Below are 23,798 nucleotides of genomic sequence, written 5' to 3'. Positions count from 1 at the left end.
GACACACTCCATTGTAATGGGCCGTCACCCGTCTAAGCCGCCAAGCCGGCCCTTTCGGGGGACACGGTTTGCCGCTCATGAATCGAGAGCTGGCGGCCAACGGGTTACAATGCGTCGCCAACCTTATTTCTGGAGCAGCCCACCGCGGCGGTTGATTCTCGATGCCTTCGCACTCGCTACAACTCACGTCATTATCGCTCAAGCGGGGTTCGCAGACGGTTGTGCGGGACTTCAACCTGTCCCTCTTGCAGGGCGAGTACTGCGTGGTCGTGGGTTCGAGTGGCAGTGGCAAGAGCACGCTTCTGCACGGGATCGCGGGTCTGATCGCCCCCTCAACCGGATCAGTTTTGATTCAGGGAGATAACGTCAATTCTCTCGCGGCTCGCAAGCGGGACGTCGCATTGCTGTTCCAACATGACACGATGTACCCGCATTTGACGGTCGAGCAAACACTTCGGATTGCGGTGGAAGCCAGTCCCGGCCAACGACATTCTTCGGCGGAAGTGAACCAGCGGATGAGATGGATCTCCAAATCGCTGCAGTTGGATCCCGCTTGGATGTCGCGGCGACCGGACACGCTCAGTGGCGGTCAACGGCGTCGCGTCGCACTCGCGAAAACACTGATTCGCAAAGCGGCGGTGTGTTTGCTGGACGAGCCCATGGCTGCGATCGATCGATCAGCAACGGAGAACCTGCTGGATCACCTTGCCGATTTGTCGAGTGCTCCCGAATCGCCGACGTTTGTCCACGTCACTCACGACGGCGATGAGGCCATGCGTTTGGCTGACAAAATCGTCGTGATGGACCAAGGCACGATCCTTCAAATGGGTGCTCCGGCAGACATCTATCGCCAACCGAACTCGGTGGCCGTCGCCTTGGCACTCGGGTCACCTCCATGCAATCGATTGGATCTGGAAGCCGTCTTGGTCTTCTGTCCAGAACTGGGCGAGGTGCTGCAGACGATCGATGGCAAGAATTTTAATCAACGGTTCTTGCTCCTGCGGCCCGAAGCGATCCGGCTTTCCTCACTGTCGGATCACGGGACCTGTGCCGCCGAAGGCATTCAAAACGGAGAGTGGTGCTTCCCGGTTTCCCTGGTGGAGCAACGCGACCTCGGTTCTCGGATGCTGGTGCGTTTTCGTTGCACGTGGGACGGTTTTTCGGAGACGCTGACCGCCTTGCTTTCTCCCGAGTCAGCGTCAACCGACTTCGGATCAGAATGCCTGTGTCGAGTGCCAATCTCCGAACTGAGGGTCGTTGCCCACTGACCAAGACTCAACCGCTGAACCAATCCATCGGGCGAGATTGCAGGGCAGGGCGTTGCGTGTTTTTGTATCGGGAAGTCGGTCGCAAATTCATCGACGAAACGGATAGCGGAGCGACTGTTGGCCGATGACCGGTGGCGATCGGTTTTCGACAGCAGGACGATGCCGCGACCTGTGGCAAGTGCGACCTGTGGCAAGACAGAAACCTAGGTTACGATGCCTCGATGAAATCCAATCGCACCAACAATCGACGTAGCAAACCCAAGCAGCGGAACACCAAGGGTGGGACCGCCGACGGAAAGCCGACCAAGCTGAGAATTATTGGCGGGGACATGCGAGGTCGCCCGGTCACTTACCACGGCGAAGAATTCACTCGGCCGATGCGTGATAGCGTCCGGGAAAACCTGTTCAACATTTTGGGCCGTGCCTGCCGCGGAGCCATCGCGTTTGATTTGTTCGCGGGCACAGGAGTTTTGGGTCTGGAAGCAATCAGCCGCGGTTGCACCCGGGCGGTATTGGTGGAACCGATGCGGAAAGCGATCGCACAGATTCGGGACACCACGCAGCGTCTTGGGATCGAAGACAAAGTCCGCTTGGTCACGGGCGACGCGTTTGTATTGGCTGATCAGCTTTTGAAGCCCGCGACACCAGAGGATGACACCGCTTGGATCGTTTTCATGAGTCCTCCCTATCGGATGTGGACTGACCCCGAAGACTATAAAAAACTAAAAGCAATTATCACGCGAGTTCAACAATATGGCCCGCCGGGAAGCGTGCTGGTGGTCGAGACGGATACCACGTTTGAGACGGATCAACTTCCGCCGGGCGATTGGGACATCCGCACCTACGGCATCACCAATCTCGCGTTCTTGGAACCGGGCAATGTTTGTGGGTTGGTCAGTCCTTTTCCAATCCCTGAATGAATCGCACCAGCAACGGATGCGCGGGATCGGCCATTTGCCCGTGGTCGTAACCGTCCAGTTCCATCAACTGCGTGTTGGGATGCCCGACCACCTGCATCATTCGCCATAAGTAGGCGTTCTCTTCGTAGCGTCCCACCATTTCCAATGTCCGGTCGCCGGTGATGAGCAACAACGGAGGTGCATCGGCTCTCACGTGAAAGAGCGGTGCCATTTCGTCCACGATGGGTTGATGTTTTCCGATCCCACGTTCTCTTCGCACGGTGAAGTGCGTGATGGTGTGCCCGCTGTAGGGAATCAAACCCGCAAGACGATCCGCATCCACATCGTGTTTGGCAAGCCACCGTTTGTCCAAACCGACCATGCTGGTGAGATAGCCGCCGGCCGAATGCCCGCTGACGTACACGCGATCCGGGTCGCCTCCAAACTCTGCGATGTTCTTGACCACCCAAGCCACCGCTGCTGCGGCGTCTTCGACGTAGGCGGGTGACTCCACCTTTGGATGCAGTCGATAGTTGACCGTGGCAACCGCGAAGCCTTGATCCCTCAGACCATCCGGAAACGTCTTGTTGCCTCCGGTCAGCCCGCCGCCGTGAAACCAAACCACCGTTGAGAAACCGGGTGAATCGGTGGGATGATTGAGATCCAAACGGCAACGACTTCTTTGATAATCGGTCAGGTCGTCGCCCGTTCGGTAGAGCAGATCGCGGTGCGTTTGCGTTTCAGCTTTCAGTTTGGAAGCGTCCAACTGCTGTGCCGAAACCGAGACGCTCAACGAGCAAAGAATCGCAAACGTTGCGATTCGAAAACCAATCCAATGTCGCACCGAAACACCTCATGCAGCGGAACCAAGAAACCGCTGCATGATAGTCCATTCCGAGCTCACGAGCGGGTGAAGTTCAGGCCACCGTTGGTGCCACCACCGACTTGGAACACGAAGCCGCTCTGCGTCGCGGTCCAGGTGCCGACCATTTTCTGCAGGTCGTTCGAACGAACCAAAGTCAAGCTGCCGTTGTTCAGCACATACTGCCCACTGAACTGGCTGGTGGATCCATCTTTGGAGGCGGCCCAAACGAACGAACCATCCGAGTTCAGCTTCAAGGCAACCGATTGGTTGCCAGGAAGCGTCACACTCCATGATCCAACGTGGGGTTGGGCCGCGGGTTGAACGCTGGAAGCCGAAGTGGCGGAGCCGAAGCTTGGGATCTGCGTGTTGGCAGGTGCCTGAGCCACAGGAGCCGCTTGTGCCGGCTGGGCAGTTCGTTGATTGATCGATGCCAGCATGGCCAGTGCGGAATCCTTCGCCGAGGCGGCGGGCTGGTTGGCGGCAGCTTGGGTCGCTGCTGGTTGAGCCGCAACGGGCTGCGAGACAGGTTGCTGAGACACAGCTTGTTGCGGAGCCGCTTGCCGCTGAGTGGCGACTTGCTGCGACTGGGCCGCGACGGGTTGAGAAGCACTGACCTGCGGTTGTGCCACGCGTTGTTGTGGTGTCTGTGCCGCGAAGGTTTGCGGCTGGGCGACTGGCTGGCTCACGGCTTGAGGGGCAAATTGGCCTTGAACCGTTTGCGGTGCAATCGACGTTGCAGGAACACCGACGGGAGTGGAGCGATAGGTCGGGGCGGGCTGAGCGTAGTGATGCGGTTGCGAGTGCTGAGGCTGTGAGTAGTGGGGGGCCGAGTAGCGTGGCGTTGGCGTACGGTAGCGACTTGCCGAACGACTCGAGTGGAGTTGCGATACGACTCGCGAAATTCCGCCGCGACGTGCTCCGCCGCAGGCTTCGGCTTCGATCGTGCTTCCAGCCACGGTGCTGATCACGGAAGCGGCCAAGATCCATTTCTTTGCTTGAATTTTCATCGTTCTGTCTCCGGTCGTTGGGAAGTTTGTCTTGAGTGATTGGCGATGAGTTGCCTTACAAACTGCCAAGCGAAGAGGCAGCGAGAACGTTACAGGAAAAGTCAGAAACTTTTTTAGAGGCCGAAATCACTTTGCCAGCCACGAGGCCAGCGTCTGGGTAGGAGTCTCAGCAGGGGTGACTTCCGTCGCCTGAGACTTCAATTGCTTGCTCATGGCTCCCGCGATGCGAGCCACATAGTCGATCGAGGCCGCAACGGCTTCATCGGGAGCCGTGGCATCCAATTTCGCGACGTAGAGGATGAGGAATTCACCGTTTCCGTTCTTCTCGACGACCCATCCACCAATCTTGGTCGCAGAATTTTGACGCATCAGTCGCATCATCAGCTCGGTGCTCGGTTCGTCACGGCTCACCGAAACCAGCGACCACACGCGGCGGACATCGGCCCGCTGAAAGTACTCTGTGTCTTTGGCCACGAAGACCGACTGAGTCGCCCCGGAGCTTAACTTTTGCTTGATCTCGTAGTGGCCGGTCGAATGCAGTTCAAAATCGACTTCCGCATTTTTCAGGACGGCTTTGGTCCCCAGCGGGGCGGCTTTCCACGGGCCGTTCACGAACCCTTTGATTTCTTGAACGTCAACGCAGTAGCTGACCAAATTTTGCGAAGGGGAGAACGACTGAGCGATCGCGATCAATTCGCCGTTTTGGTTCACGACGGGTCCGCCGCTATCTCCGGGCTTGATCGGGGTTTGCGTTTCCACGACGCGGAAATCATGCTCGCCGTGATCCGATTTGAACTTCTTTTGATAAATCGATCGCACCGTGCCGCTGGTGTAGACCCACAGGACATCTGATCCGCCTGGGTTTCCGATCAAATCCACGGAGTCGCCAACAGAGACGCTGGTTTCGGCTAACGTGATCGCTTCGGCCCGCTCAGGCACCTCTGCCAACTCGATCAGCGCCAGATCGCGTCGTCGATCGACCGCGACGATGCGGCCCGGCTGAGCGAGTTTCAACACAGAATCGAGGTATTCCTTGCGTTTGACCATCGTTTCTCCGTTCTTCTTTTCGGGGAAGAAAACAACGGCCGTGCGGCTGTCGCCGACCACGTGAGCGTTGGTCAGCACCAATTTTCGGTCCGTGTCGATGAAGACGCCGGTACCGGTCGAGGTTTGGTCTTCGCCGTTGGCCGTGATGATCCACACCGTCGACGGCAATGCTTTTTGGTAGGTTTCCCCGCCCGCCATGGCGTTGGAGGCTGGGGACGCCAGCACCAGCAAAACAGCCGGGCAGAGCAGCGACATCCAGCGATGAAAAACGATTCGAAGTGTTCGAGTCAGGCGGCAGCGAAACATGAAATCACCTCAAGGGTCAGGTGGTTTGGAACGGGTTACAACTCACTCAGCGGACAACGCAGACGGGTGTTACCGAAAATCACGGCTGTCGCTGGAAAGAAACCTTGGCCGCCCCAATCTGCAGCTCAAACTGGTTGGCATCTTTCCAGGACAGGGGGCTGGTCAGCGGCGCGCCCTCGCCCGATTTCAAACTCAACGAACCGCTCTGAAATCCGTATTTCCCAGACGAAACCGTTGATTTCCCGTCCTTCACGTGAACCAACTGAAACGGGCGTTCACCTGCATCGCCATCCTGAAATTGAATTGCGTACGCCTCCCCTTTGATGGGCGTGGCGACCCAGTTACCAATCAGAGAAAACTCGTTTTCCTTCGGCTGTTCCGGCTGACTGACCTCCTCGGCTGGCTTTTTTGGCTGCTTGGCGGCCGCCGAGAGAGGCTGCCAGAATCCTGAGTGCTCGACCGCGAATTGGCCGAACGCCTTGAGACGGTCTCGCAAGGAATCACGCGTCATTCCCACGCTGGATTCACTCGATCGCAACACCAATCGACGACGGGAATTCTCGTCGTCGTTTCGTACCGCAAAGAATGTCGAATCGTCCGTATTCGCGGCCTGCATCAAACCGATCCAAAGATCTCGTTCGTTGGCGACAGGTTTGGCCGAGAGTACGACAAGCTCCAATTCAATCAGCACGCGGCCGGCGTCGCCTTGGACAGTCAATCGGACCGTTTTCTTCATGTCGCCGATCATTTGCTGACGGCGAACGGTACCGAGTTCTCGAGTCGCCTGAGGATCGAACTGGCGAACCAAATCGAACAGATCGTCCAAATCACGAACGTTGGGTTGCTGACCAGATCCAAGGGACAAATTCGATTCCTGCGACTTCACCGAAGCGTGAGTCGAGGAAGCTGTGGTGAAAACAGACTCGATATCGACTTTCGAGAACAACTCGTCGTCCGCTGACGACACCAGGGTTCCCCCGATCAAGAAACTAGCACAGAAGCAGAAACGTTGGATGGAGAAGGTCATGGTCTTGCTCGCGAAAGAGAAAGGAAACAGACGCACGCGCGGGTGCGATAGTTTCCAAGCGAACAAGTCCGCCCTCTGTTACCTGTTTGCGAGCTGTTTCGCGGAGTTTTTTACCTTTCGCGTCGCTGCACTCGTTGGGCGAACACGTTTAGGTGAGGCATGTCTGTATTTCGCCTTGCTCGTACGAGGACAAAATTTGACTAACTCAACGGTTGACGGACAGTGTTTCCGTTCTTTCCGAATTTTCTTGACAACAAAAACACCGCGTTTTCTGCATCCATTCGCGATGCACGGGAGATTCTTGGGTTTTCCTCGTAACAACTTCCGGACACCTCCGCTTGGTCGTTCAGTCACAAGACGCACGACAGCGAGACACGCGGCAAACTCGCTGGCGAACTTCATCCGCCGCAAAAAAACAGACCGGAGACTGAACGATGTCCAAACGAACCCTGATCACCGCTGCTTTGGCTTTGACCTTCTGCGTTGCTGGCACCGCTGCCAAAGCCGACGACAACCTGATGGCCATGTTGGCCGCAAACGACTACAACACCACGAAACTGACCTCCACCGACGCTTCGACCAACAATGACATCGAACTGGGAATGGCAGACGTGGAATCGCTGCTGAATGACGGCGACGAAGTGGATTCCGAAGAAGCGGTCGCCGCCTGCTACCGACGCTTCCGCGGCAGCTATGGCTATCGCAGCTACGTCCATCGCAGCTATGGCTATGGGCACTACAACAGCTACTACAGCCCCATCAGCTACTCGTACAGCTACACCCCCGTCGTGCACTACAAGCCCGTCGTGCACCACTACTACACCCCGGTTTACACCAGCTACTGGGGATGCTGGTGATCCAAATCACCTGATGGCCTCTTCTCCCGCAGGGCTCGAGCGTCATCTCAACCAAGCATTGCCCGGTATCTCCGCCAAACGGAGTGCCGGGCTTTTTTATGAAACCATGCCATTCACTCAGGGTCCATTCTCATGCACCGCACTTCCTTTTCAGTCAAAGCACTGAACACGGCGATTCTGTTCATCGCCTTTTGCACGATCGGTATCGTGATCTGTCAGGGACAAGAACACTTCGTTGTCCCAACCGAAGAGATTGGCGATCTTGAAATCGTCGATGTCAAACAACTTCCCGTCGTTGATCAGTCCTGTGGCCCACGTTTTGGAATCGTGATCGCCAACCACAGCAATCGTTGTGTGAAAGACTTCCACGTCACAGCGATTGGTTCATTGGGTCGCGCCCTTCCACATTCCCCTCACACAACGGTCGTTGCTGGTGAGATTCCCGCGCAAGGGGCACTTCAGGTGGAGGTGTCGTTGCCCATTGAAACGCTGGCCATGGGCAATCGTGGCGGGCTGATCATTGGCATGCAACATCTCACGGTCGTGATTGACAGCTGGGACGAGTTCTTCGAATCGAATGAATGGAACAATCGCAAATGCTTTTCCATGGATTCGCTACCCATCGAAGTGACCGAGGCGGTGTCGGTGGAAACGACCGCTACGTCGATCGATACGTCGACCGATACGATCGGCGTCACAACGACACAGACCGTTCCCGCGGAATCCGCCGTTGTCCCGGCGACCGGCCCCGCCACTACGCCAACGCCAAGCACCCCAGTGACCAACCAAGTCGCACCGGTTGCTTCCACGGCCGATCCACTACGTTCGGCCTTGGACCAGATGGCCCCGCAAGCATCAACGGATGGGCAGTGAGGATCACGTGTTCCGAAACAGCGGTCATGCCTCAATGCGGCGTGGCCGTTGTTTCGTTGGCGAGGACTTCGGCCAGAGTTCGCCACGTTCGCACGATCACGCGATACGCAGCAAAGGCCCCCACCAAGCCGATCATTCCCGCGATGATCGCCAGTAACAGATACTCTTTGGCTTGCCCTTCGCCAAACACAATCAACGCCACACCCATCAGCGGAATCACCACCGCGATCAGCAAAAAGGATTCACTGTCACCGACCATCTTCTGAGCGTGCCTTTCGAAATGGGGATCCCGCATGGTCGGTCGAATCATCCGCGGATAGTGCACGCAACTGGCAACAATGCTCAACGCAAACAATGGATAAACCATTGCCACGCCACCACAGATCATCAGCGAAGCAAAGAAGTGGACCGCCTGCCCATTGGTGAACTCCTCAAAACGAGCTTTCAAGAGCAGCGGATAAACCACGCCGGCAACCAACCAACAAGTGCCTCCAATCGAAGCGGCGCGATAGCCAAGACGCAACATCGAATTCAACTCTTCTTCCCCGACTGGCTCGCCGTTCCTGGACGCCTTCAACGCCCGTGCCGAGGCGCGGGTGTAGACGATGATCAACCCAACTCCCAAAGGGAACGCGACCGAATTGACCCAGATGGCAAACTCATCCAAGCTCGGACGCATCTCCTCGGGCATGATTTCGCTGTGGTTGTAAAAGTAGTTGATGAACCCGGCCGCTACGTTGGGCAGCAAGATCGAAAAGATCGCCAACCACCATGGCGAAAACCGCCCCAACCAATGCGTCCATGATCCTGGTTTCGGATCGAACAATCTGGCCGCCTCAGGATGCATGGCCAAACGCAAACTGCCTCCCATGGCAGCTCCGTTCTCGGGACGTATTTCAGGATCAACCGACAGAGCGTTTCTCAGAACGTTTTCCAGAACTCGTTCGGAAGGCGTATCCAAACGCTCCGGATCCAACAATTCTCTGTGACGTGCCTCGTGCTGAGTCTCCAACAATTCGGTCCATGACTCGGTCACTTTGGGACAGTCGAAAGGACGCGCGCCTTGCCAAAGCTCCCACAACAAAACCGCCAACGAATACAAGTCAGCCGTTTCCTTCACGTGCTCCGGCCCACCTTCGCGCGAGAGACTCATCGCATTGAGATGTTCAGGTGCCATGTAACCGACTGATCCTCCCATCGAAGAAGCCGCCCCGGCACGCCCCGCCGTCCCCGACATGGCAACGTTGAAATCAGCCAGTTGTGGCAAGCCCTCCGCCGTGAGCAACACGTTGGCTGGCTTCACATCCCGGTGCAACACACCGGCGTCATGAGCGGTTTGCAGTGCTTCCGCCAATTGCATCCCAACCCACGCGACCAATTTCGGCCAATCGCTTGAGGCCAACCAAGCTCGTGTTGACGATCGATCAGGAACCACCTGAGCTGAATCCAGCAACGATTGATCAACCGCCTGCAGAAAACACTTCCCAGATCGCTGATGCAGCGGCAGCTCACGAATGACGCGAACCACCTCCGCCAAGGTGCCACCAGGATGATATTGCATGTAAAGCAGATGCAGTTCCGCATCGTCATCCTTCGATTCGCGAATGATCACGCGTCGCTGATCAAACACCCGAACAATGTTGGGATGATCAAACTGGGCCAATGCCTGAGGCTCCGCGCCGGTATCCCACGATACCTTCAACGCCACCAATCGGGACATCGATTGCTGCCGCGCTAGATAAACATGAGCGAACGCCCCTTCGCCAAGCTTTTGAATGATCTCAAAATCATCCACCACTTCGCCCGAGGAGAACTCGGTGGGAACACCTCGCCGTCGAGTCTTCGCAACGGAAACATCCATTCCTTCCGCCCCGGAAAACAAAGGACGAAGGAACTCTTGCAGGTGAGGATAACCTTGCTGATACGTTTCGAACTCAGGCGTTTGCCCGCTTTCTCGACGCAGCTGAATTTCCTCCATGACCAAATCAAACGGTGCGGATTTAGCATCGAACCAATCGGGCAAGACATCGAAGTAGTCCTGCAACCAACAGGGGCTTTCGTTCTGCACGGCAATCGCCATGCTCATCTTCACCATCTCGACCAAAACAAATCGTCCGGATCGGTCTCCGGAACGAGCACCTTGCCGCAGAGATTCGGGACAAAGTTCCCAAACACGCTGAGGAGTTCCGCCATCTTCGCACTCAGCCAAACTCTCCAAACACTCCAGCAGAATCGCGTCCATATCGAGTGTGGACTCATCCGCCGTTCTGGACGATCGGTTTCGAGATGACAATTTTGATGTCATGACGCGAGACCAAAAAATCGGAGTGAGAAACCAGAAACAGCCAGTAACGGGATTGTTAAGTTGGCACGCGCATCAACAACCAGTGCCCATGATAGCGAGCACCTCGGTAAGATGGCATGCATCTTACGATGCGTTTGGCCCGACTGGACTTGCGTATCCCGCGGTGTGGGCCGCTCCACACATCGCCTGCGAAGGCATCATCGCCGCCTCACTGCCCTATTCATTGGAATCACGTCACATGAATTCCGAAGACAACTCTGTCGCCGATGAATCGACGGATCAGAACCCGCTGATTGCCCGCATTCGCCAGCGTGATGTGGATGCACTCGGCGAATTCATTGGGCAACAACATACTTCTCTGTCACGATTCATCCATTCGATCACCGGCGAACACTTGTTGGCCTTGGTGGAGGTGGACGACTTGCTGCAGGAAGTCGCGACGGCCGCCATCTCTAGTCTGCCCACCGCTCCGTTGGACCAGTACTCCGTGATGCAGTGGTTGCAACAAATTGCACGTCGGCGAGTCGTCGATGCACACCGTTTTCACTTCGATGCCAAACGTCGCGATGCCGGACGGCAACAATCCATCCACGGCGGCGGAGCCTCGGGCGGGGACGCCAGCGTGATGGGAATGGAACAGCTTCTGGCGGCGAGCATGACATCGCCCAGCGCGGTCGTTAGCCAAGACATTCGCCTCAACGCCATGTCGCAAGCCATCTCACAGCTCAACGATGAGCAACAGACGGCGATTCGACTACGCTACGTTGAAGGGCTGCCCACGAAAGACATCGCTGAACGACTTGGAAAAACAGACGTGTCCATTCGCGTGCTCTTGTCTCGAAGCATGCGTCAGCTCGAGAAACAACTGGAAGCCAATCGTCCGACCAGGTGAGACGCGGTGAAAGCGATGGAAAAGGCCGCCTCACCCGAGCGAACGTTCATTTTCAACAAGAGCCCGCATGCCATCGACTGATGCGTTCAGTTCAATCCGCGAAACCGCGTTTGCGGAGCAAGGCTTCCGTGTCAACATCACGACCGCGGAAATTGCGATACGTTTCAGCCGGATCCACCGTGTCACCGACACTTAAAATGTGGTCGAACAATTTTGAAGCGGTCGCTTCATCGAAGTAACTGCCCGCTTGCTCGAACATTTCAGCCGCGTCTGCGGTCAATGCGTCGCTCCACAGATAACTGTAATAGCCCGCCGAATAGGAGTCACTGCTGAACAGGTGACTGAAGTGAGGTAGACGGTGACGCATCGGCAATTCATCGGGCATTCCGATTTCGTCCAAAGCAGATTTTTCAAATTCGCTGATGTCGATGTCACCGTTCAATTGATGCAGCTTCATATCGAGAATTGCACAGGCCAAATACTCGACCGTCTCGAATCCGCTGTTGAACTTGGACGACGCTTCGATCTTGTCCAGCAACTGCTGCGGCATCGGCTCACCGGTCTCGTGGTGGGTTGCGTACTTCGTCAGCACTTCGGGAGTTGAGAGCCAATGCTCCAGCACCTGCGATGGGAATTCAACAAAGTCCCGCGCGACGTTGGTGCCCGACTGAGACGGATAATGCACTCGGCTGGAAAGCCCATGCAACGCGTGCCCAAATTCATGAAACAAAGTCGTGGCATCGTCCCAAGAAATCAAAACAGGCTTGCCATCCGCGGCAGGCACGAAGTTGCTGTTGTTTGAAACAATCGGAGTGCGAACTGGCACATTGGAATCGTCGGGATCCAACTCCCATCCGGATTGGCCTCGATAATCCATCATCCAAGCGCCGCTGCGTTTGCCTTCGCGAGCAAAGGGATCCAAGTAGAACAATCCAACGTGACTGCCATCGGTCTTTTGCACGACTTCGTAAACGGTCACGTCGGGATGAAAGACAGGAAGATCGTTGACCGGACGAAACTCAAATCCGAACAGTTCGTCCGCACACCACATCATGGCTTCCGTCAAACGATCCAGTTGCAGATACGGACGGACCTCGGCCATGTCCAAATCGTATTTGTCCTGGCGGACTTTTTCGGCGTAGTAACGATAGTCCCACGGTTCGATTTTGATCTTTGGTTTCCCCGCGGCCTCCATCTCGGCGTCGGCGATTGCTTGCATGTCCGCCACTTCCGTCGCAACTCGCTTCACCGCGTGCGGCCAAACCTTCATCATTAGTTGCATCGCACGATCCGGCGTCCCTGCCATCGTTGATTCCATCCGCCAATGTGCATGCGTCGGGTAACCGAGCAATTTTGCTCGTGCCGCTCGCAGGTTCAGAATTTCCCGAATGATGGATTTGTTGTCGTGTTCATCACCGTGGTCGGCACGGAAGTAATAGTTCCGCCAAACCTGCTCACGCAATTCGCGATCGTCCGCGTTGGTCAAAAATGGATCCATCGACGAACGCGTGTTGGTCACTGCAAATTTCGCTTTGCCACCCTTTTCCTTCGCGGCGACAGCCATTGCGTCGCGAGTGGACTCCGAAATCCCCGACAATCGCGATTCATCATCAATCCAGGTCACATGCCCTTTCTCTTCTTCCAATACGTTTTGGTTGAAGTCGGTGAACAAACGAGCCAGTCGCGTATTGATCTGAGACAGTTTCGCTTTGTCTTCGTCGCTCAGCCTTGCCCCGCGTCGTACGAAACTCTTGAAGGTTTCATCCAGCAAACGCTTGGCATCGTCGTTGAGCTGGACCGTTTGTTTGTCAAACACGTCCTGATGAATCGCTTCGATCCTGGCAAACAAAGCCGCGTTCTGTGTGACCGAATCTGAATAGGCGGCCAACTTCGGTGTAACGCTGCGTTCGAGATCCGGAATGGGACCCACGTTCAAATTGCCAGCGTGCACATCAAACAGGACTTCCAACCGATGAAGTGTCTCGCCGGCCGTTTCCATTGCCACGATCGTGTTTTCGAACGTGGGTGCGGAATCCTGATTTGCAATGCGATCGATCTCCGCTTCGGCTTCTTCAATCGCGACATCAAAGGCCTCTGCGAACTCATTCACTCGAACTTCGTTCCATGGCGGGACGCCACCATGGGGTCCGGGCCAGGGTTGAAGCAAAGGCGATTTTTCGGTTGCGGAGGAGTTGTTCACGGCGGGGTCTTGTGAAAAAGAAGGTTGAACCAACACGATCACGGCAAGAAAACTCGCCGGAACAACACTGAATCTCATTTAATAAACCCTTTGGACTTCAACAATTCGACCACTGAGTCCGCACACTCCGCGATGGAAGCGGCCGAAGCGTCCACCACCAAATCAGGGTTGGACGGGACGTCGTAATCCGCGGTGACGCCTGGGAAGTTCGACAACTCACCCGCATCGGCTTTGGCGTATTGTCCCTTGGTATCACGCTCGCGGCAAACTTCCAACGGTGTCGCCACATGGACCACCAGGAATTGGTCTTCGCCAATCAGCTTGGCCACCTTTTGGCGCACGTCTTCCGACGGAGCCACCAACGATGCCAAACAGATCAATCCCGCATCGTTCAAGGTGTGAGCGAGGTGACCGCTACGTCGCAGGTTTTCGCTGCGATCTTCCGCGCTGAACCCAAGATCTCGACTCAAACCACGACGAACAAACTCACCGTCAACGACAGCGACCGATCGTCCCGCGTCGAACAGTTTGCGTTCCACCGCTTGTGCGATCGAGGTCTTTCCACTTCCGGTCAAACCAGTCAGCAAGACGGTCGCCGGCTTTTGACCAAACCGAGCCGAGCGTTCTTCGGAGGTGACCGTCGACAACGCGTCGCCCGATTCGTCCGCGGAGACTTCATCGTCCCAAACCGATTTATGAGCCCCGGTTGTACCACGGTCCAAAATCATCCCGGCAGCGACCGTCGCATTGGTAATGCGGTCCACCAAAATGATCGCGCCGGTGGATCGGTTGCGACGATAGGGATCCATGTGAATGGGTGCCGACAACGACAAACGCACCCGTCCAATCTCATTCAATTCCAGCGTTGGCGCTGGCATGCGATGCAAGTCATTGACATCGACCTTGTAAGCCAAGGTTTCGACGTTGCCGGGAACCGTTTGCGTGGTGTGTTTGACAAGGTAAGTCTTCCCAGGCACCATCGCCTCTTCGTTCATCCAAACCAACATCGCTTCGACATCGGACTCACTTCGTGGCAAGTTGCCACTTCGAACGATCATGTCGCCGCGGCTGGCGTCGATTTCGTCTTCCAGCGTCAGCGTCACTGACAGCGGAGCGTAGGCTTCATCCAAATTGCCGTCGTAGGTGACAATCTCTTTCACCTTTGACTTTTGGCGACTGGGCAGAACCGTGATTTCTTCGCCTTTGCGAATGATTCCCGAAGCAATCGTTCCGCAGAAACCACGGAAGTTCAGGTTCGGCCGGTTCACGTACTGAACTGGCATGCGGAAATCTTGCAGGTTCCGATCCGAGCCGATGTAAACGGTTTCCAGGAAGTTCATCAGCGTGCTGCCGGTGTACCACGGCATGTTCTCGCTGCGTTCGACCAAGTTGTCTCCGTTGAGCGCACTGATCGGAATGAAGTGCAGATCGGGCAGATCCAAGCGAGTCGCAAAGTTGCGATAGTCTTCACAGATCTCGTTGAAACGATCTTCGCTGTAATCAACCCCGTCGATATCCATCTTGTTGACCGCCACAACAACGTGACGGATCCCCAACAAGGAGACGATGAACGAGTGGCGACGAGTTTGGGTCAACACACCATGACGGGAGTCAATCAGGATGATCGCCAGGTCAGCGGTGCTGGCACCCGTCGCCATGTTGCGGGTGTACTGCTCGTGTCCGGGCGTGTCCGCGATGATGAACTTCCGTTTGGCGGTGCTGAAGTAGCGGTAGGCAACATCGATCGTGATGCCTTGTTCGCGTTCTTCTTTCAAACCATCCATGAACAACGATGGATCGAATCCACCCGCGACGCTTCCTTGCCGCACCGAGTCGCTTTGGACTTTGGCGAGTTCGTCTTCGTAGACCAGTTTGGAATCGTAGAGCAAGCGACCAATCAACGTGCTCTTGCCATCATCGACGCTGCCGCAAGTGATAAAACGCAGCAACTGCTTTTGCTCGTGCTGCTTCAAATAAGCATCGATGTCAGTAGCGATCAGATCAGATTGATGAGACATGGAAAGCTGTGAGCTCGGAGGGCTGAGTACTGAGAAGCGGCAAGTTTCAATCTAGCTGTGATGACTGACTGAAATCGTAAATGCCGGCATCCTCTTTAATGACGGGAGTATTAGGCGACTGCTGCAATAACCGTTTACGAAACACGAATTGCATTTTTGTCTGCTGGTTCAACTCATCGAGTAAATCCTCGATGAGATTCTTTTCGATCAATCCATCCTCGCAAAAAAACAACAACATGCTGGCACACTCGTAAGTCGACTTGTGTGCAATTGCAATGAAGTTGGCGAAATCACGATTCGAAAATGCTCCGGAACCTTCTGCGATGTTGTTACTGATTGAAAGTGCTGCGGCTCTAAGTTGTTCTGCAAAACGATACTGTCGACGTTCTTCCAAGCAATCCGCAACTCGGCAAAGGCGACGTCCAACCGCGACGCCGCGTCGCCAAATCTCCAATTCCTCGAAGTGAAAGCCCGCTTTTCTCAAACTAACTCAGCCCTCAGTACTAAATGCTTGGCACTCAGAAGTAGCCGCGTTCTTTCTTTTTTTGCATGCCGACGCCGCCTTCGTCTTGGTCGATGATTCGGCCTTGGCGTTCGCTGGTTCGGGTGAGCAGCATTTCCTGGATGACTTCGGGCAAGGTGGTCGCTTCGCTTTCCACGGCACCGGAAAGTGGGTAGCAGCCTAGCGTTCGGAAACGCACCATTTTCGTTTCTTCTTTTTCGCCCGGCAGCAACGGCATCCGATCGTCGTCTCGCATCAACAACAAACCGTCGCGGTTGACGACCTTTCGAGGTGCCGACAGATAGAGCGGAACGATGGGAATGTTTTCCATGTGGATGTATTGCCACACGTCCAATTCCGTCCAGTTACTCATCGGGAACACCCGAATCGACTCGCCTTTGTTCACGCGGCCGTTGTAGAGGTTCCACAATTCGGGGCGTTGGTTCTTTGGATCCCAACGGTGTGATTTGTCGCGGAAGCTGAAAACACGCTCTTTGGCTCGGCTTTTTTCTTCGTCGCGGCGGGCTCCACCGAACGCAGCGTCGAATTGATACTGGTCCAGAGCCGCTTTCAAAGCATCGGTTTTCATCAATTCCGTGTGACGCTCGCTGTCTTCCCACGGTGGAATGTTGGCTTTCAAACCTTCTTGGTTGATGTGCACCAAAACTTCCAAACCCAACGTTCCGCGAACGTACTGCTCGCGATGGTCGATCATGTCCTTGAATTTGTACGTCGTGTCGACGTGCAAGAGTGGGAACGGCAACTTGGCCGGATGAAACGCCTTGCGAGCCAAATGCAGCAACACGGCGGAATCCTTGCCGATTGAATACAGCATCACGGGACGCTGAAATTCCGAGACGACCTCTCGGAAAATGTGGATGCTTTCGGCCTCGAGCTGTTTCAGGTGGGTGAGGCTGTAATCGGACATAGATTCTTCGAAAAGAGTGAAACGAATCGGGTTCGCTGCGTCATCAAGCGAGGCAGTATAAACGGCGCCGAGATTGGTTCCAGGCGGAACCCTCGCAGTCCTGCAGTCTCAGCGTTTCTTGGTCAGTTCCAGGATCACACCACGGCTAGTGTCCGCGGCGTCGGGATCGTCCGAGTCCGCTACTTCTGCGATTTCAGGAGCGGCACTCCCCAGCGGGTAGGTCGCGACAACGCGAAGATCCAGGCCTTTCAAGACGCCGTAATGCCGCGCCTCACCGCGTTCCTCCACCCACTTCGGCCCTTTGATCAACAACAGACGATCAAACTGACTCCAGTGTGGCTCGACCCAGCGGCAAAATTTCAGAAGACTTCCAACGGCACGGCTGACGATGGTGGTGAATCGAAAATCTTCCAACAGATCTTCTCCGCGAGCGGCGTAGACCGGCACAGGCAGGTTCAACTCGGTGACCAGCTCGTCCAGGACCTTGGCACGTTTTCCGACTGATTCAGCCAGCGACACGTCCACGTCGGGGCGGAGCATTGCCAGGGGAATCCCAGGAACACCATTGCCGCTGCCCAAATCCAATACCTCTTCGCCGGGCTGGATCAATTGAGCCAATTGCAGGCAATCACGAAGATCCCGGGTGACGAACAAGTCCCAGGTCGTGTGCCGAGTAAGGTTGATCTCTTCGTTGTACCGCCAAAGCGTCTGAGCATACTGCTGCAGCAACTCCCCGAGAGGCTCATCGAGGTCGAGACCAAACTGTTCCAGTGCCGTTTTGAATTCTGCTTCAATCATGCCCGCAGGTGATACCAGGGGGCGTGGCGGCTGGGTAGCGGAACAATGGTCCAGAACCCGCGAAAGACATCAAAAACGCCCGATGAACGTCCATTCGGGGCCCTTTCAACAGAAGGCGCCCCGATCGGGAAATCACAGGTTCAGCCCGAAATCACTCGGGCAAGCTGAAGTTCATCGGCAATTCGGCCCCACTATCCTTGGTTTCCTCCGCCTTCGGCTGAGTGGCAGGAGCCTGCTCGGTGGCTGGCTTTTCCGCTGCCTTGGTCTCCGCGTCCTCGTAGTTCACCGCCGAGTTGTTGCCAGGAACCACCGGTTGTGTCGCAGCGGGCTGACTGACGTTGGACTGAGCGTAGCTGGGCGGAGTCGCGTAGCTAGGCAATTTTTGGTTGGCTTGGTGTGCCGGAGCAGCCGCGACCGTCGCCACAGGACCTGCCGCAGCACCTGGACCCGCCGTATTGGGACCGGCCGAAGCAATGTTTGCGGCTGGCATCGTTCCCATTCCCGGGTTCAACTGAGCCAGCATTTCTCGCGAACGATCCACGGCCCGCTTGGTCGCCGGATCGCCCGTCGCGGCCCCCTCGTGAGTGATCGCCTGTTGAAGGTGAACTTGTGCGTCGTTGTTTTGGCCCTTCTTGTAGTGCAAGAACGCCATGTTGAAGTGCGCCACAGCGGGCTTGTTGTTGGCCGTCAAGACTTTGAAGGCTTGCTCGGTTTGCCCCGATTCGAAATGCACGCTGGCCAGGTTGTTGGCGTAGCGAGACGTTCCGGGTGCCAACTGCAACGCTCGCGACAACGTTTGAACCGCCATGCCGTGCTGGCCCAATTTTCCGAGCGTCAAACCCAAGTCGTTGTACAACGCAGCGTCGTTGGGATTTTGTGCGATCGCCTTTTGAAAGAACTCGGCCGCCTTGGAATGGTTGCCTTCACGGAAATGCAATCGAGCAACGCTGGTCAAAGCCGCACCATGACTGGGCGACGCTTTCAACGCTTGCGAATAGCTTTCCATCGCTTTGGTCAGGTTGCCAGTCGACTCCCACAATTGACCGTTGGCGACCAAGACATCCGGCTCCAGTTGACCGGGCTCGTTTTCCAACGAGAGTGGATCAACGCTGCCTTCTTCAGCATCGCGACCGAACCACCCTGCAACCGTTCCGGTTGTTTTGCTCCAAGCACCTTTGGTCGCTTGGCCGACACCCGATGCGGCTTTGCCAACCGAGTCTCCGGCGGACGCCAACATGCTCGGTCCTTCGTTGGGCTCGCTCACCGTAGCCGTTCCCTTTCCGGCGAACGGATTCATCGACGCCAAGGACATCGATCGAGAAGCACAACCGGTCGAAGTCAGCGTGAGGCAACCGCCCACCACCAACGAGAGCATCCACTCACGTTTGGGAGCACGGTTTTTGGATTGTTTTGCTGGCTGACGTGTGGCGTCCATGTTTCACACTTCGTTGAGGAGCAGACTCGGCCGATCGTTGCAACCGGCTTCGATCGAGTTGACGAGAGTCAATCAAATCAATGGAACAATCGATCTGATAGATCATTCCATTCGCTTTCATCGACCAACGACTCGAACAACTTCAACGACTTTAGCGTGGAAACGGATTTTTCCGGAAAAACGTCCTCAAGCCCGTGTGAGCTTTGTGACTCGCCCGGTCGATACCCACTCTGCCACGTACAGATCGCCTTGCTTGTCAAAACAAGCGTCATGCGGGTGCACAAACTTGCCGTCTTCCCACTTGGATTCGTCCGTTCGAATCGTGAAGCCGTTGTTGGCTTTCTGATCGGCCAGAATTCGCTCTTGGTCCGAACCCAATTTGACGACAACGTTGTGATGCTGGTCCAACAGTGACACCTGTGAAACTAACTCGGGAATCACCATCCATTCGCCGTACGTGTCCGCATTGGCGGGCAATCCAAAACCGGGCACCGTTTTGCGATACTGACCATCCACGCTGAACGTTTGCAGTGTGTTGTTGGCTCGATCACAGATCACGATTTCTGGATCGCCATCGCCGCGTCGGTCGACCCAAATTCCGTGAGGGGTATTGAATCGACCTTTTCCGCCACCGGGTCCACCAAAACAAGACTTCCAATTTCCGTCGAAGTCATAGCGATGGATTCGGAAACTGCCGTAACCATCCGCGACTAGAAACTCATCATTTAGAAAGGCGAAGTTCGTGGGCATGAACCGATCGCGACCCCAGATCTGCGACGGGTTGCTCGCCTCGTCCGCCGCGTAGGCCCCAGCCTGCATGGGGGCATACTTTTGCCACACCAATTCGCCGTCCAACGACATTTTGGCGATCGTTTTCGTCTGCTGATACCCGGTCACATACAGGTACGGTGTGCCGTCTTCGAGATGAACTTCGATCCCGTGCCCACCGCCTTGGAACTGTTGCCCGAACGCCCGGATGAACTTGCCGCTTTCATCGAAGACGAAAATGGACGGATGCTCCGCCAATTTCGCGTTCCCCTCGTGAATCACGTAGACATTGTTGTCGGGATCGACGGCCACGTTGTGCGTGATTTGCCAGTGATACTTGTCAGGTAGCTGAGCCCACTGGTGGTTGAAGTGGAACGTGTGGTCGCCTTCACCGATCACGTTTTGTGCGGCCGTCCGCTTGGATGTCCAAATATTCGCGGCCCCAATCGAAACGACTGCCGCGGCGGAAGACTGAAGAAAACGACGGCGACTGTGCGTGGATGCATCCAGCATTCGGAACTCCTCGGAGCGACGGACACAAAGGGGGGAAGACAGGACCGCCCAATATACCGCCGCCGCATCCACCCATGGGCCGCCGTAAGGATGCGGAAATCCGCATTGCCGGCAAAGCGAGTTCAAGAGAACGCAGCTACTGAGTGGTCTTATTAGCCGCCTATTGATTCGCGAAGGAGCCTGTACAGCTCCAGCCGCTCGGTGCCTTGCAAAAAGGCTCCCGACTCGATCAATCTCGCCTGCATTTCCTCATGGGAACGTCCGCACTGCAGCAACAAGTCGCGAATTTGCTGCCAGGTCGGCAACCACACCAGCGACGATTGCAAGTGCTCCATGTTTTCTGCTCGACGCAGAAAATGCTTGAGCTCCAGGATGAAGAAGACTCGCCCATGAAAGGGCGAATCATGTTCGATCAACGAATCGCGGTCCCACACGTAGTGCCCCGGCTGGGGCTCCCACGACAAACCGGCTTCTTTCAGTTCGTGGGCGAGCTGAATTTCTTCGGAGGAGAACTTCACGACGATTTCTTGATGATGCCTTTCTTCTTCGTTGCGGCCTTCGCCGTTTTCTTCTTGGCTGTCTTTTTCTTTGCGGTCTTCTTCTTAGCTGCCTTCTTCGCGGCTTTCTTTTTCTTGGCCTTCTTCTTTTTCTTCTTCGTCGGCCCCTTCGCGGCTCGCTCGGCAAGCAGATCCAGAACTGCTTCGTAGTTCATTTCTTTCGGATCGGTTCCGCGAGGGATCGAAGCGTTCGTTTCCCCGTCGGTCGCGTAAGGCCCAAAGCGACCTTCCAAAATTTTGACTTCCTTCTCCGTTACCGGGGAAGGCTTCTCAAACTTCTTGATGGGTTCTTTCGGTGCCGCACGTCCACGCGTCTTGGGTTGCTTTAAAAGCTCCAGTGCCTTCTCGAACGTCACGTCCAGAGGAGAAATCTCAGCGGGCAGTGATCTCGTCTCCTTCCCGCATTTGACGTAAGGGCCATAGCGCCCATCGTGAGCCATCACAGGCTCTTTCATCTCAGGATGTTCGCCGAGATCACGCGGCAACGACAACAACTTGCACGCCATTTCCAAATCGACGTCTTCCACCGCGATCGACTTCAAAATCGAGGCGTTCTTCTTTTCCTCATCGTCCTTTTCGCCCATCTGGACATAAGGTCCAAATCGACCGGCTTTGATGTAGATCGGCTTGCCCGTTTCAGGGTGCGTGCCCAGCGGCTCGTCTTCCCGCGCGGCATCCTCGAACAACTCCAACGCACGCGAGAGCGTCATTTCATCGGGAGCCATCCCATCCAAAATGGGTGCTTTGCGTTCGCCTTGTTCCAGGAAAGGCCCGTACTTTCCAACACGGACAAACACTTCCTCACGGTGCTCACCTTCGGTTGGGAAACCAAGCGAAAACTTCGCGGTCACCCGAGGGTCAATCTCTTCGACCTTGCTGTCCAATCGCGGCTTGAGCCCAATCGCCCGCTGTGCCTCATCAATCTCGGATGCTTCGTCACCGAAGTAGAACCGCTTCAAGTATTCAAGAGATTCCGCTTCCTGCCGACTGATTGTGTCAAGGAAGTCTTCCATCTGAGCCGTGAAATCGTAGTCGACCAATGGCTCAAAGTGAGTTTCCATCAACCGAATCACGCTGAACGCGGTCCAGCTGGGAACCAACGCATTGCCCTTCTTGTAAACATAATCACGACGCTGAATGGTCTCGATGATCGAAGCGTAGGTACTGGGTCGCCCGATGCCTTTCTCTTCCAAGGTGCGGGTCAACGATGCTTCGCTGAAACGTGATGGCGGCTGCGTCGTGTGGCTCTTTGGATCCAACGTCGCAACCGACATGGGGTCGCTTTCTTTCACCGCTGGCAGCAACCGCTCTTTGTCGGCAAGTTCCGCGTTGGGGTCGTCACTGCCTTCCACATACGCTCGCAGGAAACCTTCGAACAGGATGCTCGTTCCGCTGGCGGTGAATGTCGTTCCACCACCTTCGATCGTCACACTGATGCGTTGCTTCTTCGCGTCGGCCATCTGACAGGCGACGGTTCGTTTCCAAATCAATTCGAACAATCGGAATTGATCACGATCCAGTTCGTTCTGAACCGCGGCTGGTACTCGGAACGGAGTACCGGCGGGACGAATGGCTTCGTGAGCTTCCTGTGCGTTCTTGACCTTGCCTTTGTAGACACGGACCGAATCATGCAAGAACTTCTCGCCATATTCGCTTCGCACCAAATCACGCGCCGCGTTGACCGCTTCCTTCGACAGCGTGGTCGAGTCGGTACGCATGTAAGTGATGTAACCGTTTTCGTACAAACGCTGAGCGGCTTGCATGCACCGTCGTGCGGTGAAGCCCAGTTTGCGGTTGGCTTCCTGTTGCAACGTACTGGTCGTGAACGGGGCTTTGGGGCGTTCCGTGAACGGTTTGACTTCGACCTTTGTGACCTGAAAGTTTTCGGTCTGCAGTTTCTCTTTCAACGCGTTGGCCTGTTGCTCATCCATCTGCAACAGATCCGGGTTGGTCAACTTGCCCGTGGTCGAGTCGAAGTCTTTCCCGGAAGGAATCTTTCGACCGTCGACGGTGGCGAGCGTGGCGGGCAGGGAGTCGCCGGTCTCGGTCGTGAAGATCGCTTCCAGGTCCCAGTAAGTAGCATCAACAAACGCGATGCGTTCGCGTTCACGCTGCACGATCAATCGGACCGCCACACTTTGAACTCGACCGGCTGACAGACCGCGACCGACCTTTTTCCAAAGCAACTGTGAAACGTCGTAGCCGTACAGCCGATCCAAAATGCGACGAGTCTCCTGTGCACGCACCAAGCCATCATCGATCTCACGTGGTTCCTCCAAAGCATGCTGGATCGCATCCTTGGTGATCTCGTGAAAGACCAGACGGTGCACGGGCACTTTCGGCTTGAGCAATTCGTACAGGTGCCAACTGATTGCTTCTCCTTCGCGGTCTTCATCCGTCGCGAGATAGAGGCTATCTGCCTCTTTGAGAGCGGCCTTCAGCTTGTCGACCTGTTTCTTCTTGTCGGCCGGAACGATGTACACCGGCTCGAAGTCTTTTTCGACATTCACCCCCAAATAAGCCCAAGGCTCTTTCTTGTATTTCTTGGGGATATCCTTCGCACCACTGGGCAAATCGCGAACGTGACCCACACTAGCTTCGACCTGGTAACCACTTCCTAAAAACTTTGAGATCGTCCGGGCTTTGGCGGGCGATTCGACGATCACCAAACTTTTGCTGGTCGATTTAGCCATGTGCGAGAACGAACAATTGGGGTGAGAAGATGGGGGGATT

At 55.6% G+C, this 23,798-nt stretch carries 18 protein-coding genes and 1 pseudogene; 5 read left to right on the top strand and 14 right to left on the bottom strand.

Annotation, left to right across the window (positions count from 1 at the left end):
• The first annotated feature begins 161 nt into the window (after positions 1-161).
• Together LOC70_RS16115 and LOC70_RS16110 are read left to right on the top strand one after the other, a co-directional pair.
• Positions 162-1,268 carry an ABC transporter ATP-binding protein gene (locus LOC70_RS16115; RefSeq protein ID WP_230255029.1) on the top strand — a complete coding sequence of 369 codons (1,107 nt, stop codon included), beginning with the start codon at positions 162-164 and terminating at the stop codon, positions 1,266-1,268.
• A gap of 221 nt (positions 1,269-1,489) precedes the next feature.
• A complete protein-coding gene (locus tag LOC70_RS16110; RefSeq protein WP_230255028.1) occupies positions 1,490-2,188 on the top strand; it encodes an RsmD family RNA methyltransferase in 699 nt (232 codons plus the stop codon).
• Here the strand turns inward: LOC70_RS16110 and LOC70_RS16105 are convergent.
• The 4 genes from LOC70_RS16105 to LOC70_RS16090 all read right to left on the bottom strand — a co-directional run bounded on the left by LOC70_RS16105 (position 2,163) and on the right by LOC70_RS16090 (position 6,419).
• Positions 2,163-2,960, bottom strand: coding sequence for an alpha/beta hydrolase (locus LOC70_RS16105; protein WP_315857269.1), 798 nt, complete (start codon positions 2,958-2,960; stop codon positions 2,163-2,165). The genes LOC70_RS16110 and LOC70_RS16105 overlap by 26 nt on opposite strands.
• A gap of 107 nt (positions 2,961-3,067) precedes the next feature.
• Positions 3,068-4,039, bottom strand: a complete 972-nt coding sequence (locus tag LOC70_RS16100) for a hypothetical protein (RefSeq protein WP_230255027.1) — start codon at positions 4,037-4,039, stop codon at positions 3,068-3,070.
• Positions 4,040-4,165: 126 nt separating this feature from the next.
• Complete coding sequence (locus LOC70_RS16095) at positions 4,166-5,392, bottom strand: S1 family peptidase (protein WP_230255026.1); 1,227 nt, start codon at positions 5,390-5,392, stop codon at positions 4,166-4,168.
• Positions 5,393-5,471: 79 nt separating this feature from the next.
• Positions 5,472-6,419, bottom strand: a complete 948-nt coding sequence (locus LOC70_RS16090; protein ID WP_230255025.1) for a hypothetical protein — start codon at positions 6,417-6,419, stop codon at positions 5,472-5,474.
• Positions 6,420-6,853: 434 nt separating this feature from the next.
• Between LOC70_RS16090 and LOC70_RS16085 the strand changes: the two genes are divergently transcribed.
• Complete coding sequence (locus tag LOC70_RS16085; protein WP_230255024.1) at positions 6,854-7,276, top strand: hypothetical protein; 423 nt, start codon at positions 6,854-6,856, stop codon at positions 7,274-7,276.
• A gap of 132 nt (positions 7,277-7,408) precedes the next feature.
• Positions 7,409-8,149 (top strand): hypothetical protein, encoded by a 741-nt coding sequence (locus LOC70_RS16080; RefSeq protein WP_230255023.1) that lies wholly within the window; start codon positions 7,409-7,411, stop codon positions 8,147-8,149.
• Positions 8,150-8,180: 31 nt separating this feature from the next.
• Here LOC70_RS16080 and LOC70_RS16075 read toward each other — a convergent pair whose 3' ends face one another.
• Complete coding sequence (locus LOC70_RS16075) at positions 8,181-10,454, bottom strand: serine/threonine-protein kinase (RefSeq protein WP_230255022.1); 2,274 nt, start codon at positions 10,452-10,454, stop codon at positions 8,181-8,183.
• 238 nt (positions 10,455-10,692) lie between these two features.
• On the opposite strand from LOC70_RS16075, the gene LOC70_RS16070 reads away from it, so the two are divergent.
• On the top strand, positions 10,693-11,346 hold the full coding sequence (locus tag LOC70_RS16070; protein ID WP_230256170.1) for an RNA polymerase sigma factor: 654 nt from the start codon (positions 10,693-10,695) through the stop codon (positions 11,344-11,346).
• 91 nt (positions 11,347-11,437) lie between these two features.
• Here the strand turns inward: LOC70_RS16070 and LOC70_RS16065 are convergent, their stop codons facing one another.
• From LOC70_RS16065 to topA, 9 genes and pseudogenes are all read right to left on the bottom strand, one after another.
• Positions 11,438-13,624 (bottom strand): M3 family metallopeptidase, encoded by a 2,187-nt coding sequence (locus tag LOC70_RS16065; protein ID WP_230255021.1) that lies wholly within the window; start codon positions 13,622-13,624, stop codon positions 11,438-11,440.
• On the bottom strand, positions 13,621-15,564 hold the full coding sequence (gene cysN / locus LOC70_RS16060) for a sulfate adenylyltransferase subunit CysN (RefSeq protein WP_230255020.1): 1,944 nt from the start codon (positions 15,562-15,564) through the stop codon (positions 13,621-13,623). Before cysN ends, LOC70_RS16065 begins: the two co-directional genes overlap by 4 nt.
• A gap of 46 nt (positions 15,565-15,610) precedes the next feature.
• Positions 15,611-16,018: a four helix bundle protein gene (locus tag LOC70_RS16055; protein WP_230255019.1), complete on the bottom strand. Its 408-nt coding sequence runs from the start codon at positions 16,016-16,018 to the stop codon at positions 15,611-15,613.
• Positions 16,019-16,082: 64 nt separating this feature from the next.
• Positions 16,083-16,994, bottom strand: a complete 912-nt coding sequence (gene cysD / locus LOC70_RS16050) for a sulfate adenylyltransferase subunit CysD (protein ID WP_230255018.1) — start codon at positions 16,992-16,994, stop codon at positions 16,083-16,085.
• A 108-nt stretch (positions 16,995-17,102) separates the two neighbouring features.
• The gene (rsmG, locus tag LOC70_RS16045) at positions 17,103-17,792 is read right to left on the bottom strand and encodes a 16S rRNA (guanine(527)-N(7))-methyltransferase RsmG (RefSeq protein WP_230255017.1); all 690 of its coding nucleotides are present in this window, start codon (positions 17,790-17,792) and stop codon (positions 17,103-17,105) included.
• A gap of 151 nt (positions 17,793-17,943) precedes the next feature.
• The gene (locus LOC70_RS16040) at positions 17,944-19,227 is read right to left on the bottom strand and encodes a tetratricopeptide repeat protein (RefSeq protein WP_230255016.1); all 1,284 of its coding nucleotides are present in this window, start codon (positions 19,225-19,227) and stop codon (positions 17,944-17,946) included.
• Positions 19,228-19,413: 186 nt separating this feature from the next.
• Positions 19,414-20,508 carry a hypothetical protein gene (locus tag LOC70_RS16035; protein WP_230255015.1) on the bottom strand — a complete coding sequence of 365 codons (1,095 nt, stop codon included), beginning with the start codon at positions 20,506-20,508 and terminating at the stop codon, positions 19,414-19,416.
• Positions 20,509-20,660: 152 nt separating this feature from the next.
• Positions 20,661-21,026 (bottom strand): hypothetical protein, encoded by a 366-nt coding sequence (locus LOC70_RS16030; protein ID WP_230255014.1) that lies wholly within the window; start codon positions 21,024-21,026, stop codon positions 20,661-20,663.
• Between the two features lie 194 nt (positions 21,027-21,220).
• Positions 21,221-23,758 (bottom strand): annotated as a pseudogene (gene topA, locus LOC70_RS16025) (type I DNA topoisomerase); the annotation flags it as partial.
• Between the last annotated feature and the right edge of the window lie 40 nt (positions 23,759-23,798).

Origin of the sequence: Rhodopirellula halodulae, from assembly GCF_020966775.1 — a bacterium.
GTDB lineage: Bacteria > Planctomycetota > Planctomycetia > Pirellulales > Pirellulaceae > Rhodopirellula > Rhodopirellula halodulae.
Note: the sequence above shows the minus strand (reverse complement) of the source record. Positions and strands in the feature narration are given on the sequence as shown.